Raw genomic sequence first — 17284 nt, 5'->3', positions numbered from 1 at the left:
AGATGCGCGAACGCGACGAGGACTCGGTGGTGGCCATCGTCGGGATGTCCGGGCGTTTTCCCGGGGCCGACGATGTGGAGCAGTTGTGGGCGAATCTCGCCGCCGGTGTCAGCGGGATCCGCGACCTCACCGAGGAGGAACTGCTGGCCGCCGGCGTGGAACCGGCGTTGCTGGCCGACCCGCATTACGTGCGCCGGGCCGCTCCGCTCAACGATATCGAGCATTTCGACGCCGCGTTCTTCGGGTTCAGCCCGCGCGAGGCCGAGGTGACCGACCCGCAGCACCGGCTGTTCCTCGAATGCTGCTGGGAAGGCCTTGAGCGCGCGGGCTACCAGCCGAACAAGATGCCTGGGCGGGTCGGCGTGTTCGCCGGGTGCGGCGTCAGCAAGTACGGCTTCGCCAACGTGCGGCAGCGGCCGGACGTGATGGCCACCACCACCGAGGTGGCGTGGGCGGTCGGCAACAACAGCGACTCACTGTCCAACATGGTCTCCTACAAGCTGGGCCTGACCGGGCCGGCGGTGGCCGTGCAGAGCTTCTGCTCCACCTCGCTGGTCGCGGTGCACCTGGCCATCCAGAGCCTGATCACGTTCGACTCCGACGTGGCGCTGGCCGGCGGCGCGTCGCTCGAGGTGCCGATGACCGCCGGCTACCTGTTCGAGGAGGGCGGCATCCTGTCCGCGGACGGGCAGGTGCGCAGCTTCGACGCCGACGCCGCCGGCAGCCTGGTGGGCAACGGCGTCGGCGTGGTGGTGCTCAAGCGCCTGTCCGACGCCCGCGCCGACGGCGACCACATCTACGCCGTGGTGCTCGGCTCGGCGTCCAACAACGACGGACGGGCGAAGGTCGGCTTCACCGCGCCCGGCGCCGACGGCCAGGCCGAGGTGATCGGGTACGCCCAGTCGGTGGCCGGCGCGCCCGCGGAGACCATCGGCTACGTCGAGTGCCACGCGACCGGCACCATGCTCGGCGACTCGGTCGAGCTGGCCGCGATGGACCGGGTGTTCCGCGGCGCCAACGGAAACCCGTGCGTGCTTGCCTCGCTCAAACCCGAAATCGGCCACCTCGACCGCGCGTCCGGAGTGGCCGGTCTGATCCGCGCGGCGATGGCGGTGCGGCACGCCGAGCTGCCCGGCACCCGCAACTTCCGCACGCCCAACCCGGCCATGGCGGCCAGCGGCCGGTTCACCGTGCTGCCGGGGAACCGGCCGTGGCCGGCCGGCGAGTGGCCGCGCCGTGCCGGGGTGAGCTCGTTCGGGCTCGGCGGCACCAACGCCCATGTCGTGCTCGAGGAGCTCGGACCGTTGCCGGACCGGCCGAGCGAGGCGGGACCGCAGGCGCTGGTCCTGTCCGCCCGCACCGAGGAGGCGCTCACCGCGGCCATCGACGCGCTGCGCGGGCACCTGGCGAACGCCGAGGACGTCGACCTGGCCGACGTCGCGTTCACGTTGCAGGCCAGCCGGGCCGGCTTCACCCACCGCATGGCGGTGATCTGCACCGACACCGCGGACGCCGTGCACGCCCTCGCCGAGCCGGCCCGCCAGCGCCGGTCCACTCCGGACACCTCGGCCAACTCGCCGGTCGTTCCGGAGGACCTGGAGTCCGCGGTCCGGCAGTGGCTGGACGGCGCCGAGATCGACTGGGCCGCGCTGCACGACGGGCACCGCCGCCGCGTCCCGCTGCCCACTTACCCCTTCCAGCGCCAGCGCTACTGGATCGACCCGCCAACTCAGCAAGCGCCCGCGGCGAGCGCACCGAGCCCGGCGCCCCAGCCACAGCTCGGCGCGTCCCCCGACCGCGACCTCGCGGACTGGTTCTACCTCCCGGTGTGGCGCAGTATTCCCTTGCCGCACAACGACGTCACCACTGATCAACTCGCCGAGCGCGGCCCATGGTGGGTGCTGGCCAACGACGACCTCGGCGAGGCGGTCGCGCGGCGGCTCGCCGAGCGGGGCGCGGACACCGTGCTGCTGCGGCCCGGCACAGGGTTCCACGGCCGGGACGACGCCGGCGTGCGGACCGTCACCGTCGACCCGGGTGCGCGCTCCGACTATGCCAGGGTGATCGCCGAGTTCGGCCGGCCGGGAACCGTGCTGCACGGCTGGAGTCTCGGCGCCACCCTGGCCGGCGAGCCTGCGCGGTTCGACGCCGCGCAGGCGCTGGGCTTCCACTCCGCCCGTGCCCTCTCGGGTGCGCTGTCCGACGCGCAGCAGGCCGGGGCGGTCGAGCTCATGTTCCTCACTCCCGCCGCCGTTGAGGCGACCGGAGGCGACCTTCGCCATCCCGAGCACGGCACCCTGGTCGGCCTCGGCCCGGTGATCGGGCAGGAGGTGCCGAACATCACCTGCCGGCTGGTCGACGTCGACGTGCCCGGCTGCGTCGCCGCCCACGGCGGCGTGGCCGCGCTCGCCGCCGAGGTGGTGGCCGAGGCGTGCACCGGTCTGCGCGAGCAGGTGGCGCTGCGCCGGGCGGACCGCTGGGTGCAGACCTACGAGCGGCTCCGAATCGACGAGGTGCCGCCCGCCCGGCGACCGCTCGCCGGCGGCGCGACCGTGCTGATCACCGGCGGGCTCGGCGACGTCGGCATCCTGCTCGCCGAGCACCTTGCCGGCACACGGGGTTGCCGGCTGGTGCTCACCGTCCGGACGCCGCTGCCGCCGGAGGAGGAGTGGCCGGCCTGGCTCGCCGAGCGACCCGGAGAGCGGGCCAGCCGGCACATCCGCACCATTCAGCGGCTCCGCGACCTCGGCGTCGAGGTGCTCGCCCTGGCCGCCGACGTCGGCGACCGGGAGCAGATGGCCGCCGTCGTTTCCCAAGCGCGGCAACGGTTCGGCCGGATCGACGCGGTGATCCACGGGGCCGGGGTCTCCGACGCCCGGTATTTCGGCCTCGCCCCCGAGATGACCGTCGAGCAGTGCCAGGCCCACTTCGCGGCCAAGATCGACGGGCTGCGCGTGCTGGACGAGGTGCTCGGCGAGACCGACGCCCCGGTGCGGGTGACCGTGTCCTCGCTGGCGTCCATCCTCGGTGGACTCGGGTTCGCCGCCTACGCCGGGGCGAACTCCGGCATGGACGCCTACGCACGGATCTTCGGTACCCGGTGGCTGACCGTCAACTGGGAGGGCTGGGGCCTGCGGGACGAGGAAGACCACCCGATGCCGGCCACCACCATCAAGCAGTACTGGATGCGCCCGGACGAGGGCGTCGAGATCTTCGAGCGATCCCTCGCGGTGGCCGGGCGGGTGAGCCAGCTGGTGATCTCCAGCGGCCCGCTGCTGCCCCGGCTGGCCCAGTGGACCGGCGTGGCCGAACCGCAGGAAACCGTTGCGGCCCAACAGCGGCACCCGCGGCCGCCGCTGTCCACGCCGTTCGAGCCGCCGGCGCCCGGCCACGAGTCCGCCATCGCGGAGATCTGGTGCGAGGTGCTCGGCATCGACCAGATCGGCGCCAACGACAACTTCTTCGAGCTCGGTGGCCATTCGCTGACCGCGGTGCGGCTGATGGGCCGGATCCGGGTCAGCTACGGCGGAGTCCCGATCTCCGCCGTGATCGAGCACCCGACGGTCCGGGAGCTCAGCAAGGTCGTGGCCGGCGCGGACGTGATCGAGAGGGAGTGAGCGATGACCCTGGTAGGAGTGGTTGGCGCCGGCATCATGGGAGCCGGCGTCGCGCAGAGCCTTGCGCAGAGCGGGCATGCGGTGCGGCTCGTGGACATCAGCGCCGACGCGCTGCGGACCGCGCTGGACAGCATCGAGTTGAACTGCCGGATGAGCCGGATGCTCGGCGGGCCCGCGGTGGACGCCGGCGAGGTGCTCGACCGGATCACCACGGGGACCGACCTCGAGCTGCTCGCCGACACCGAGGTCGTGATCGAGAACATCACCGAGGACGAGGCGCTCAAGCGCGACCTGTACCCGCGGCTGGACAGGATCTGCCAGCCCGGCTGCGTGCTGGTGGCCAACACCTCGGCCATCCCGATCACCAGGATCGCGTCGTGGACCGGGCGCCCGGCGCAGGTGGCCGGCGTGCACTTCATGAACCCGGTGCCGATGAAGCCGGCCGTCGAGTTCATTCCCGGCCACCACACCTCGCCCGAGGCGCAGCGCACGGTGCGCGAGCTGCTTGAGTCCATGGGCAAGAAGCCGATCGACGTCAACGACGCCTGCGGGTTCATCTCCAACCGGATCTCGCACGTCTTCATGAACGAGGCCGCATACCTGGTCTACGAGGGGGTGGCCAGCGCGGAGACCATCGACGAGGTGTTCCGCAGCTGCTTCGGCCACCCGATGGGTCCACTTCAGACGCTCGACCTCATCGGCGTGGACACCGTCCTGCAGAGCATCGAGGTGCTCTACCAGCACTTCGCGGACAGCAAGTACCGCCCGTGCCCGCTGCTGAAGCAGATGGTCGACGCCGGGCTGCTCGGGCGCAAGTCGGGCGAGGGTTTCTATCGCCACGGCCCCGATTCACGAGGACCGGCCGACAGCGCCGGCCGGAACGGCCACCTCACGGCGGTCCGCTCCGCTACCGATCACTGAGGAGGAACCATGTCTGACGCCGCGCGTGCCGAGCTCCGGCAGTTCATCACGGCGAAGTACCCGGCCATCGAGCTCACCGACGATCAGGACATCTTCGGCCTGGGGTTCGTGAACTCGCTGTTCGCGATGGAGCTGGTGATGTTCATCGAGAAGACCTTCGGCGCCCGGATCCCCAACGACGAGCTCAAGCTGGACCACTTCCGCTCGGTGAACGCGATGGTGGCGCTGGTGCAGCGGCTCGCAGGGCCCACCGCCCAGGCGTCCGGCGTCTGATTGTCCGATCGAGACGGAGAACTATCGATGAGCACCGCCATCCTCGACGACGTCCGCGCGTTCGTCGACACCGAGGTCGCGCCGAACGCCGAGGAGTTCGACCGGGCCGAGCGGCTGCCGCGGGCCCTGCTCGACCGCGTGGGCGAGCTGGGGTTGTGGGCGCCGTTCCTGCCCGCCGAGGTCGGCGGCGCCGGGCTGGACATGGTCACGCTCGGCCGCATCCACGAGGAGATCGGCCGGGGTTGCTCCGGGCTGCGCAGCATGCTGACCGTGCACACCATGGTGTCGTGGGCGGTCGGGCGCTGGGGCAGTGACGCGCAGCGGGACCGGTGGCTGCCCCAGCTGATCAAGGGCGAGACCTTCGGCGTGTTCGCACTGTCCGAACCGGACAGCGGCAGCGACGCGTCGGCCGCCGGCACCCTCGCGGTGCCGGACGGGGACGGCTGGGTACTCGACGGACGCAAGAAGTGGATCACCGGTGGGCAGGTCGCCGACGTGCTGCTGGTGTTCGCCCGCAGCGGCCAGGGGATGAGCGCCTTCCTGGTGCCGCGGGACGCGGCCGGGGTGGAGATCAGCCCCATCCCCAACATGCTCGGCACCCGGTCCAGCATGATCGCCGAGGTGGTGCTGCGCGACGTCCGGATCGGCGCCGACGCCGTGCTCGGCCCGCCCGGCTGGGCCGCAGGCACCGTGATGACCGGGGCGCTGGATCTCGGGCGGTACAGCGTCGCCTGCGGCTCGGTGGGCATCATCCAGGCCTGCCTCGACGCGTGCGTCGCGTACACCTCCCGGCGCACCGTCCGGGATGGACAGCTGCGCGACCTGCAGCTGATTCGCCGCAAGGTCAGCGACATGGTGACCAGCGCCCGCGCCGCCCGCCTGCTGTGCGAGCACGCCGGGCGGCTCAAGGACGCCGGGGATCCGGCCACCATCATGGCCAGCTGGGTGGCGAAGTACTACGCGTCGACCGCGGCCGCGACCGCGGCCAGCGATGCCGTGCAGATCCACGGCGCCAACGGATGCAGCCCCGACTATCCGGTGGCCCGGCTGTACCGGGACGCCAAGATCATGGAAATCATCGAGGGCAGCTCCGAGCTGCAGCAGACCACCATCGCCGAAGAGGCCTACCGGGAGGCGGCGTAGCACCATGAACGTGACGGAGCGCGAGGAAGCCCTTGCCAAGCGGGGCCGGATCAAGTGCGTGGTCTGGGACCTGGACAACACGCTGTGGGAGGGCACCCTGCTGGAGGGCGGCGAGGTCACCGTCCGCCCGGAGGTCGTCGCGGAGATCCGCCGGCTCGACGAGATCGGCATCCTGCACTCGATCGCCAGCAAGAACGACTACGACGCGGCCATGGCGCGCCTGCGCGCGGCGGGGCTCGACGAGTACTTCCTGTACCCGCAGATCAACTGGAACCCGAAGTCGTCGTCGATCGAGCAGATCGCGAAGGCCATCAACATCGGGATCGACGCGATCGCGTTCGTCGACGACCAGCCGTTCGAGCGGGAAGAGGTCGAGCACGCGCATCCCTCGGTGATCACCGTGGACGCGCTGGAGATCGACGTGCTGAAGCACCCGGCGTTCGAGCCGAGGTTCGTCACCGACGAGTCCAAGCTGCGCCGGCACATGTACCGCAGCGACGCCGAACGCAACCGGATCGAGCAGGACTACCATGGCACCAGCGAGGAGTTCCTGGCCACGCTGGACATGAAGTTCACGATCCGGTTGGCGCAGCGGGAGGACCTGCGGCGCGCCGAGGAGCTGACGGTGCGCACCAACCAGCTCAACTCCACCGGCCGCACCTACTCCTACGAGGAGCTCGACGAGCTGCGCCAGTCGCCCGACCACCTGCTGCTGGTGGCCTCGCTCACCGACAAGTACGGCAGCTACGGCACGATCGGCCTCGCGCTGGCCGAGCGCGGCAAGCCGGCCTGGCATCTGCGCATGCTGCTGATGTCCTGCCGGGTGATGGCCCGCGGGGTCGGCACTGTGCTGCTCAACTACGTGATGACCAGGGCCAAGGAGGAGGGCGCGAAGCTGCGCGCGGACTTCGTCGAGACCGGGCGGAACCGGGTGATGTACGTGACCTACGCCTTCGCCGGTTTCACCGAGGTCGAGCGGGACGGCTCGCGGCTGGTGTTCGAATCGGACCTGAGCACCATCCAGGGCTGGCCGGACTACCTGACCGTGGATCTCCCATGAGCCTGGCGAGCGTGCTGCGGCGGCCGCCGCCCCACCTGGACGAGCTGCATCCCGCTCCGTGGCGGGCGACGCTCGAGGTGCTCGCGATCGGCGTGCCGAGAATGTTCCGCAACTCCCTGGTGCCAGTCCTGATGTTCCTGGCCGGCTCGGCCGTGCTCGGCATCGAGTTCGGTGCGGTGCTGGCGATTCTCGCGGCCGGGGCGCTGTTCCTCATCGACCGGCGGGCCGGGAGCGCCGGCTTCGTCCCGATCCTGATGATCGTGTTCGTCGCGCTGTCCGCCACCGTCGCGGTGATCTCCCGCAGCGTGCCGGGGTTCTTCCTGCCGATCGCGGGAGTCGACCTGCTGATGGGAAGCTGCGCCCTGCTGAGCGTCGCGATCGGACGCCCGATGATGGCCGGGGCCGTCGGCGACTTCATGGTGCTGACCCCGCAGGTGCGGGCGAGCGCGACCAACCAGTGGCTGCTCCGGCAGTTCACCACCGCGGCGGGGGCCTACTTCCTCGCGCGTGCCGTGCTTCGCCTTGCCGCATACGTCTGGTTGCCGTCCGGCTGGTTCATCGCGACCACCATCGCCGTCGAGGTCGTCGGCGACACCCTGCTCGTCGGTGTCGGGGTGTGGCGCAACACGGTGTGGCTGCGCCCGGCGCCGATCGACCCTCCTTCGCGAACCGAGAGGGTGCCGCGATGACCACGACACCACGGGCGGCCCGGTGGTTGCCGTTCGGAACGCCGAACCCGGCCGCGCCGAGGCTGTTCTGCTTCCCGCACGCGGGCGCCAGCGCGGCGGCCTTCGGCGGCTGGCAACGGTTGGCCGGTGACGGGATCGCGGTGTGCCCGGTGCAGCCGCCCGGCCGCGCCGAACGGTACCGCGAACCCGCCTACCGCGACGTCGGCGCGTTCGTCGACGATCTCCTCGGCGATCTCGGCCCGCAGTTCACCGGACGGTACGCGTTGTTCGGTCACAGCATGGGCGCGCTCGTGGCGTTCGAGCTGGCGTTGCGGCTGCGCGCCGACGGCGCCGTGCCGCCGGCCCACCTGTTCGTGTCCGGCCGGCCCGCCCCGCACCTGCCGGAGACCCGGACGCAGCTGCGCGACCTGCCGGTCGACCGGCTCGTCCATGAGCTGCGCCGCATCGGTGGCACGCCCGACATGGTGCTGGGCGATCCGGAGCTGCTCGAGGCGTTCCTTCCGTTGCTGCGGGCCGACTTCTCGGTCAACGAGACCTACCGCTACCGGCCGACGGGACCGCTGCCGTTCCCGCTGACCGCGTTCGGCGGCGAGCGCGACCCGCGCGCCGACGAGCCGGAGGTCCGGGCGTGGGCGGCGCACACCGGCGCGCGGTTCGGCTGCCGGATCTTCCCGGGTGGACACTTCTTCACCGAGACCCATGCCGCGGAGCTGGTCGGGATCATGCGGGCCGAGCTGCTCTCCCCGGGGTCGGCGAGCACCGGTGGCCGCGCGGCCTGAGGCGGCGCCGCTTCGGGTGCTGCTGACCGAGTCGGTCAGCGCCTCGGCGCGGCAGGCGGTGACCGTGCTGACCCGGCGCGGTCACTCCGTCGGGGTGCTGGAGCCGCGGCGGGGCGGCCTGCTGTCGGCCACGTGCCGGGTCCGCCGGCGGCATCCGGTGCCGGCGTTCGGCGCCGATCCGGTCGGCTACCTCGAGGCGCTGCTGGACGTGCTGCGCACTCACCGCTACGACGTGGTGCTGCCCATCCACGAGCAGGTGGCCGTGCTGTCCCGGTATCCGGGGGAGGTGGCCGGGCTCGGAGTCGGAATCGCCGTGCCGCCGTTCACATCCCTTGCCAGGGTGGCGAACAAGGCCGAGGCGGTGCGGTTGCTCACCGATCTCGGGTTGCCGCAGCCGGCCACTGCGCTTGTGGGTTCGGCGGACGAGCTGTGCTCTGCTGCCGAACTCCCTTGCTATGTCAAGCTTCCCGTCGCCTCCGGCAGCCGAGGCGTGTGGTTCGCCTCCCGTCCGGAGGATCTACGCCGGCTCGCGTCGCGCACCGAGGTGATTGACGCCTTCGCGCGGGGCTGGCCGGTCCTGGTGCAGCGGCCGGTTGCCGGTCGGTTCGTCATGATGCAGGCGGTCTTCGACCATGGTGAGCCGGTGGCCGCGCACGCCGTGCTCCGGGTGCACGAGGGTGTCCTGGGCAGCGCCGCGGTCAAGGAATCCGTTCACCTGCCGGAACTTCAGCGGCAGCTCGGCACGCTCGGCGCCGAGCTGCGCTGGCACGGCGCGCTGTCCGTGGACGCGATCATCGACCGGCACGGCGCCGCCCGGCTGGTCGACGTCAACCCGAGGCTGGTGGAACCGGTCAACGCCGAGCTCGCCGGCGCCGACCTGATCGGCCGGCTGCTCGCGGTGTCCCGCGGCGAGTCGCCCTCGCCCGCGGCCGCCGGACGCGCCGGGGTGCGGACCCACATGGCGCTGATGGCCCTGCTGCGCCACGGAGAGCTCGGCCATCGCCGCCGGGACGTCGCGGCCGAGCTGTGGAACGTCCTCACCGGACGCGACCGGTACGCCGGCAGCGTGGAGGAGTTGCTGCCCGCGCGGTGGGATCCGCCGGCCGCGCTCGCGTTCATCGCCGTGGGCACCGCGCTGATGGCGAGCACGCGGCTGTGGCGGCCGATCGCCGGCTCGTCGCCGGCGAGCATGACGCTGAGCGCGGACGCCTGGCGGGCGCTGAAACCTGACCCTCGGTGGCCGGTCGGGGATCCAGCGTAATTGTCCGGGCATCAGGGCCGGTGCTCATCTCACCGATCGGCGGTACCCGTTCCGAGTGGTTACCTGACCCGCTCATCCGACGCGCATGTGTTTTTCAGATGGCCATCGCTGGCCAGGTATTTCGCGCCGGATCCGACCGGGATCACCGGTGCGGAGCCGATGGGGCGGGGGTTCCATCCGGGTGATCCAGCGTGTGACTATTACTGCCGCGCTGGCGCAATAGATATGAACAGCCCGGTGTCTAGGAGTGATTGTTGATGCGGTTTCGTTTGCTCGGATCATTAGAAGTTCTTGACGCTGACCGGCGGGTGGATCTGGGCGGCGCGGTTCAGCGGGCCGTTCTCGGATACCTGCTGCTGCACGCCAACCAGGTGGTTCCGACCAGTCGCATGCTGCGCGCCCTGTGGGACGGGCAGGCGCCGCTGACGGCAAGGAAGATGGTGCAGAACGCGGTCTCCGCGATCCGGCGGATGCTCGCCGCCGCGCACGAGGACGACGCCAGGGCGACGTTGCTCACCCGCCCGCCCGGATACCGGCTGCAGATCGATCCGGATGCCGTTGACATCCACCAGTTCCGGCGCCTGGTCGAGCAGGGCCGCACCGCGATCACCGCCGGTTCGCCCGGCCGCGGCACGAGCCTGCTGCGCGAGGCGTTGGGGCTGTGGCGCGGGCGGGCGCTCGCCGATCTGGTCGAGCGCGGAACCATGTGGTCCGAGCTGGCGGCCGTGGAGAACGAGCGCCTGCTCGCGCTCGAGGACTGCTTCGACGCCGAGCTGGCCTGCGGGCGGCACCGGGAGATCACCCCGGAGCTGGAGATCCTGACCGAGGCGGAACCGCTGCGGGAGCGGCTGTGCATGCAGTTCATGCTCGCGCTCTACCGGTCCGGCCGGCAGGTCGACGCGCTCAACGTGTACCGGCGTACCCGCGCCGCGCTGGTCGAGGGGCTCGGCATCGAGCCGGGCCGGGACCTGCAGCGATTACAGCACATGATTCTCGAGCACGACGTCTCCATTCAGGCCCCGATGCTGGTGGCGTGACGCGTGGTCGGAAAATTACCGCACGATGGGCCAGGCATAGAAATGAAATGCGTTCCTCAGCCGTCCGTCCGGGCATACTTGTAGTCGTCCCAAGTCTGGTGCATTGATATGCAATAGTGGATGGGCAGGTGCGGTGACGACATGCTGCGTACCGAACTGATCCGGCCGCTGCCCGAGATCCTGCTGGAGCACGCCGAGCACCTGGGGAACAAGATCGCGTTCGCGGATGGTCGGCGCGCCGTGAGCTACGCGGAGCTGGAGCGCCGCACCCGGCGGCTCGGCGGGCAGCTCGCCGAGCTGGACCTGTTTCCGGGTGACCGGGTGGCGATCTGCCTCGACAACCGCGTCGAGCTGGTGGAGAGCCGCCTTGCGGTCCTACGGGCCGGCGGGATCGGCGTGCCGGTCGATCCCCGGTACGCCGACGACGTGCTGGCGCACGTGCTCGACGACAGCGGCGCCGAGCTTCTGATCACCGACGCGGCCCACGCCGGCCGGCTCGATCGCCTGCTGGTGGAGCGTCCACACCTGCGCGTCGTGCTCGCCGACGGCGGGGACCTGCCCGAGCCGGCGAACCCGCCGGGTGACGACATGGAGCTCGACGACCTCGCCTTCCTCACCTACACGCGGGGCACGACCGGCCGGCCGAAGGGTGTGCTGTCCACCCAGCGGAATGCGTTGTGGACGGTCGCGGCCTGTCACGCGCCGATCCTGGGCCTGTCGGCCGAAGACCGGGTGCTGTGCCCGCTGCCCCCGTCCGACCACAATGGACTCCTGGTCACGCTGGCCGTGATCGCGGTGGGCGCCACCGGCCGGATCGCCGGTGACGCCGCCGAGGAGCTGCTGCCGGCGCTGGCCGGCAAGCCGTGCACGATCCTGCTCGGTACCCCGGCCACCCATGCCGAGCTGGTGCGGCTGGCGCGGGACCGGGCGCTGCCTGGGCCGCGGTTGGGCCTGGTCGTGGGCGACACCAGCCCCGAGCCGCTCCGTCAGTCCTTTATGGACACCTTCGGCGCTGCGCTGCTCGACAGCTACGGCGCCGCCGAGACCTGCGGTCCGATCGCCGTCAACTGGCCGAGCGGCACGCTCGTGCCGGGGTCGTGCGGAGTGCCGGTGCCCGGGTTGGCCGTTCGCCTCGTGGATCCCGAGTCCGGTGCCGACGTCGGTCCCGGCCGGGTCGGCGAGGTGTGGGCCAGCGGGCCGAACGTGATGGCGGGCGGCTACCACAACCTGCCCGAGGCCACCGCGGCCGCGCTGCGCGACGGCTGGTACCTCACCGGAGACCTGGCCCGCCGCGACGAGTGGGGATACCTCACCGTCACCGGCCGGATCCAGGAGGTGGCCGCGCGCGAAGAGGACAGCCTGCCGCGGGACGCCGCGCCCGCCCGCCGCACCGCGGAGGAGGACGCGGCGCTGGATGCCCTGCGCCTGCGCCTGGCGAGCATGCCGGATGCCGAGCGCGACGCCGTGCTGCTCGACCTGGTGCGGTCCGAGGTGGCGGAGGTGCTGGAGGCCGGTGGGATCGGCGCCGACCGCGCGTTCCAGGACGCGGGCTTCACCTCGCTGACCGCGGTGGAGCTGCGCAACCGGTTGCACGTGAGCACCGGGCTGCGGCTGCCGGTGACCGTGGTGTTCGACTACCCGACCCCGCGGGACCTTGCCAGGTATCTGCGGGTCGAGCTGATCGGGTCCGATGCCGGCGTCGAGGCGCCGGTGGAGGCGGCCCCGGTGGACGAGCCGGTGGCGATCGTCGGGATGGCGTGCCGGCTGCCGGGTGGGGTGGCCTCGCCCGCGGACCTGTGGCGCCTGGTCGAGTCCGAAGTGGACGCCGTGTCCGGGTTTCCCGAGGATCGCGGTTGGGATCTCGAGGGGCTGTTCGACCCGGATCCCGAGCGGCTGGGGAAGTCCTACGTGCGGCACGGTGGTTTCCTGCACGGCGCCGGCGACTTCGACGCGGGGTTCTTCGGGATCTCGCCGCGCGAGGCGCTGGCCATGGATCCGCAGCAGCGGTTGATGCTGGAGGCGTCCTGGGAGGCCCTCGAGCATGCCGGGATCGATCCGACCTCGCTGCGGGGCAGCCGGACCGGCGTGTTCGCCGGGGTCGTGGCGCGGGAGTACGGCTCGGCCGCGGACCGCGGCTCGGTGGGCGTCGAGGGGCACTGGCTGACCGGGACCACGTCCAGCGTGGCGTCCGGCCGGGTGGCGTACGTGCTGGGGTTGGAGGGTCCGGCGCTGACCGTGGACACGGCCTGCTCGGCGTCGTTGGTGGCGTTGCATCTTGCGGTGCAGGCGTTGCGGCGCGGGGAGTGCACGCTGGCGCTTGCCGGCGGCGTGACAGTGATGGCCACGCCGGACGTGTTCGTGGAGTTCTCCCGGCAGCGTGGGCTCGCGCCGGACGGCCGGTGCAAACCGTTCGCGGCTGCGGCGGACGGCACCGCGTGGGCCGAAGGCGCCGGGGTGCTCGTCGTGGAGCGGCTGTCGGACGCGCGGCGGTTGGGGCACCGGGTCCTTGCGGTGGTGCGGGGTTCCGCGGTGAACCAGGACGGCGCGTCCAACGGGCTGACCGCGCCGAACGGCCCGTCGCAGCAGCGGGTGATCCGCGCGGCCCTCGCCGACGCCGGCCTGTCCACACAGGACGTCGATGCCGTCGAGGCGCACGGCACCGGAACCGCGCTCGGAGATCCCATCGAGGCGCAGGCGATCCTGGCCACCTACGGGCAGAACCGCCCGGCCGAGCGTCCACTGTGGCTCGGCTCGGTCAAGTCCAACCTCGGTCACACCCAGACCGCCGCCGGGGTGGCCGGTGTGATCAAGATGGTGCAGGCCATGCGGCACGGGATGCTGCCCAGGACGTTGCACGTCGACGAGCCGACCCCGAAGGTGGACTGGTCGGCCGGTGCGGTCTCGTTGCTCACCGAGGCCCGCGAGTGGCCCGACACCGGCGGCCGGCCGCGCCGGGCCGGGGTGTCGTCGTTCGGCATGAGCGGCACCAACGCGCACGTGATCATTGAAGAGGTGCCGGCGGCGGAGCCGACCGGCGAGGAGCAGCCGGCGCCGGTGCCGGACGGCGCCGTGCCGTGGGTGATCTCGGCGCGGTCGCCGGAGGCGCTTCGGGGGCAGGCCACGCGGTTGCTGGAGTTCGTGTCGGCTCGGCCGGACATATGTGCCGCGGACGTGGGCTTCTCGCTGGCCACCACCCGGGCGCAGCTCGACCACCGCGCGGTGGTCACCGCGGGGGACCGGGACGCTCTGCTGGCCGGGCTGGCGGCGCTGGCGGCGGCCGAGCCGGCCGCGGGCGTGGTCACCGGCGTGGCCACCGGGACCGGCCCCGGCAAGATCGCCTGGGTTTTTCCCGGGCAGGGCGGCCAGTGGCCGGGGATGGCCGCGGGTCTGCTTGAGACCTCGCCGGTGTTCGCGCGGGCGCTTGAGGAGTGTGTGGCGGCGTTGGAGTCGCATGTGGACTGGCCGGTGTGGCCGGTACTGCGGAGCGAGCCGGGCGCGGTGTCGTTGGACCGGGTGGATGTGGTGCAGCCTGTGTTGTGGGCGGTGATGGTGTCGCTGGCCCGGTTATGGCGGTCCTACGGCGTCATCCCCGCCGCGGTGGTCGGCCACTCGCAGGGGGAGATCGCGGCGGCGTGTGTGGCCGGTGCTTTGTCGGTCGCCGAGGGGGCGCGGGTGGTCGCCTTGCGCAGCAAGGCCATCCTGGCCCTGTCCGGTGCGGGTGGGATGGTGTCGGTGCCGCTGCCGGTAGCTGAGGTGGAGGAGTTGCTGTCGGCATGGGAGGGGGTGCTGGGTGTTGCGGCGGTCAATGGCCCGGCGTCGGTGGTGGTGTCCGGTGGGGTGGACGCGTTGGACGAGTTGCTGGTCGAGTGTGCGCGGCACCAGGTTCGGGCCAAGCGGATCCCGGTTGACTATGCCTCGCATTCGCCGCAGGTGGAACGGATCCGCGCGGAGATTGTCGACAGTCTGGCGGGGATCGACCCCAAACCGGCGGAGGTGCAGTTCTACTCCACCGTGACCGGCGAGGTTGTCGACACCACCGAGCTGGACGCCGACTACTGGTACCGCAACCTGCGCGGCACCGTCCGCTTCGCCGACACCGTGGAAACCATGCTGGCCGATGGGTTTCAGCATTTCGTGGAGGTCAGCCCGCACCCGGTGCTGGCCACGAGCATTCAGGACTCGATCGAGCACAACGGGGCCGACGCGTCGGTGGTCGGCACGTTACGCCGCGACGAGGGTGGCCAGGACCGGTTCATCCAGTCCGTGGCGCAGGCGCACTGTGACGGCATTGCCGTGGACTGGTCGGCGGCGTTCGCCGGCGCCCGCACGGTGGAGCTGCCCACCTACGCCTTCCAGCACGAGCGGTACTGGCTGGCCGGCGGTGGTGGGATCGTGGACGCGGCCGGGCTGGGCCAGACCGGTATCGACCACCCGGTGCTTGGCGCGGTGGTGGCATGGCCCGACACCGGCGGGGTGGTGGTCACCGGCCGGATCTCCCGAACCACCCACCCATGGCTGGTCGATCACGCGGTCAACGGCACCGTCCTGGTGCCCGGCGCGGCGTTGGTGGAGCTGGCGCTGCAGGCGGGCGATCGGGTCGGGTGTGATCACCTGGAGGAGCTGACCCTGACCGGCCCGATGGTGCTCCCCGAACAGGGCGGGCTCCACATGCACGTGGTCGCCGGCGCGCCCAACGACGACGGCCAACGATCCGTGGCCATCTACAGCCGGCACGAGGCCGCCGCGGCCGACGCGGCGTGGACCCACCACGCCACCGGCTCCCTGACGCCCCGCCAGCCCGCGGTGGATGCCGAGCTGGTCCAGTGGCCGCCCGCCGGCGCGCAACCCGTTGCCATGGACGGCTTCTACGACCACCTGGCCGCGGCCGGGTTCGGCTACGGCCCGGCCTTCCAGGGCCTGCGCCAGGTCTGGCGGCGCGGCAAGGAGATCTTCGCCGAGGCCGCCCTGCCCGAGGAGCAGACCGCCGACGCCGGGCGCTTCGGGCTGCACCCGGCGTTGCTCGACGCGGCCCTGCACGGGATCCTGGCCGGCCGCGAGGACGTCGAGGTGCGGTTGCCGTTCAGCTGGGCGGGAATCGGCCTGCACGCCACCGGAGCGACCAGCGTACGGATCCGGCTCACCCCCGCGGGCGGGGACGCGGTGTCGGCGCACCTGGCCGACCCCACCGGAACGCCCGTGGCGAGCATCGCCGCGCTGACCCTGCGGCCCATGAATCCCGGCGCGCTGTCCGCGGGCGCCTCCGGCGGGCAGCAGTCGCTGTTCAGTCTGCAGTGGACACCGGTCCAGGTCGAGCAGCCCTACACCGGCCGGTATGCGGTGCTGGGCGAGAACACGCTGGGCCTGGACGCCGAGTCCTACCCGGACCTGCGGGCCGTCTCGTCGGCGTCGGAGGTGGTGCTCTACCCGGTGCCGGCGGCGCCCGCGGGCGAGGTCACCGGGCAGGTGCTCCGGCTCATCCAGGAGTGGCTGGCCGCCGAGCAGCTGGCCACGACGCGGCTGGTGCTCGTCACCCGCAACGCCATGGCCACCGACCACCGTCAGGACTGCGACCCGGCCCACGCGGCCGTGTGGGGACTGGTCCGTACCGCCCAGACCGAGCATCCCGACCGCTTCGCCCTGCTCGACCTCGACACCGATCCCGATGCGCCGGCCGCCGTCCGCACCGCCCTTGCCGCGTCCGAACCCCAACTCGCCGTCCGCTCGGGACAGCTGCTCGCCCCCCGGCTGACCAGGGCCGGCTCGGACGGTGTGCTGGTTCCGCCGGTCGGCGCGCCGATCTGGCGGCTGGACAGGGAAAGCGGCAAGGGCGCCCTTGACCGGCTCGAGCTGGTCGCCCATCCGGAGGCCGGCGGACCGTTGGCGCGGGGCCAGGTTCGGATCCAGGTTCGGGCCATCGGCCTGAACTTCCGGGACGTGCTGATCGCACTGAACATGTACCCGGACGAGGTGTGTCCGGGTGGCGAGGCCGCCGGTGTGGTGCTGGAGGTCGGGCCGGGCGTCACCGATCTTGCCCCCGGCGACCGGGTGTTCGGGTTCACGTTCGAGCCGTTCGGGCCGGTCACCATCGCCGACCAGCGGGTGGTTCGGCGGATGCCGGCGGGGTGGTCGTTCGAGCAGGCGGCGTCGGTTCCGGCGGCGTATGTGACGGCCTACTACGGGCTCAAGGAGTTGGCCGGGGTCGGCGCGGGCGACCGGGTGCTGGTGCACGCGGCCGCCGGTGGCGTCGGCATCGCGGCCGTGCAGTTGTTGCGGTACTGGGGTGCCGAGGTGTTCGGCACGGCCAGTCCTGGCAAGTGGGATGCGTTGCGGGAGATGGGGTTGGCCGACGATCACATCGCTTCCTCGCGGACGCTGGAGTTCGAGGAGCAGTTCCTGGCCGCCACCGACGGTCAGGGGGTCGACGTGATCCTGGACTGCCTGGCCGGCGAGTTCGTCGACGCGTCGCTGCGGCTTTTGCCAAGGGGCGGGCGGTTCATCGAGATC

10 protein-coding genes are annotated in these 17284 nt (G+C 71.8%); all 10 read left to right on the top strand.

The genetic code is table 11. The annotated features are described in order from the left end of the window. Nucleotides 1-2: 2 nt before the first annotated feature. Nucleotides 3-3617 (top strand): SDR family NAD(P)-dependent oxidoreductase, encoded by a 3615-nt coding sequence (locus VGX25_RS08990; RefSeq protein WP_326917171.1) that lies wholly within the window; start codon nt 3-5, stop codon nt 3615-3617. 3 nt (nt 3618-3620) lie between these two features. Then, nucleotides 3621-4538 (top strand): 3-hydroxyacyl-CoA dehydrogenase family protein, encoded by a 918-nt coding sequence (locus VGX25_RS08985; RefSeq protein ID WP_326917170.1) that lies wholly within the window; start codon nt 3621-3623, stop codon nt 4536-4538. Nucleotides 4539-4547: 9 nt separating this feature from the next. Next, complete coding sequence (locus tag VGX25_RS08980) at nt 4548-4811, top strand: acyl carrier protein (protein WP_326917169.1); 264 nt, start codon at nt 4548-4550, stop codon at nt 4809-4811. A gap of 27 nt (nt 4812-4838) precedes the next feature. Further along, nucleotides 4839-5954: an acyl-CoA dehydrogenase family protein gene (locus VGX25_RS08975; protein ID WP_326917168.1), complete on the top strand. Its 1116-nt coding sequence runs from the start codon at nt 4839-4841 to the stop codon at nt 5952-5954. A gap of 4 nt (nt 5955-5958) precedes the next feature. Next, entirely contained in the window at nt 5959-7014 is a 1056-nt protein-coding gene (locus VGX25_RS08970) for an HAD-IIIC family phosphatase (protein WP_414635737.1), read from the top strand. Then, complete coding sequence (locus VGX25_RS08965; RefSeq protein WP_326917166.1) at nt 7011-7703, top strand: hypothetical protein; 693 nt, start codon at nt 7011-7013, stop codon at nt 7701-7703. Before VGX25_RS08970 ends, VGX25_RS08965 begins: the two co-directional genes overlap by 4 nt. Further along, on the top strand, nt 7700-8482 hold the full coding sequence (locus tag VGX25_RS08960; protein WP_326917165.1) for a thioesterase II family protein: 783 nt from the start codon (nt 7700-7702) through the stop codon (nt 8480-8482). The genes VGX25_RS08965 and VGX25_RS08960 overlap by 4 nt, the downstream gene beginning before the upstream one ends. Further along, entirely contained in the window at nt 8466-9743 is a 1278-nt protein-coding gene (locus VGX25_RS08955) for a hypothetical protein (RefSeq protein ID WP_326917164.1), read from the top strand. The genes VGX25_RS08960 and VGX25_RS08955 overlap by 17 nt, the downstream gene beginning before the upstream one ends. Nucleotides 9744-10000: 257 nt before the next feature. Then, on the top strand, nt 10001-10780 hold the full coding sequence (locus VGX25_RS08950) for an AfsR/SARP family transcriptional regulator (RefSeq protein WP_326917163.1): 780 nt from the start codon (nt 10001-10003) through the stop codon (nt 10778-10780). Between the two features lie 141 nt (nt 10781-10921). Then, nucleotides 10922-17284 (top strand): polyketide synthase (locus VGX25_RS08945; RefSeq protein ID WP_326917162.1); only part of this gene is annotated, 6363 nt, incomplete at its 3' end.

This window comes from Actinophytocola sp., from assembly GCF_035942955.1.
GTDB lineage: Bacteria > Actinomycetota > Actinomycetes > Mycobacteriales > Pseudonocardiaceae > DASYTH01.
Note: the sequence above shows the minus strand (reverse complement) of the source record. Positions and strands in the feature narration are given on the sequence as shown.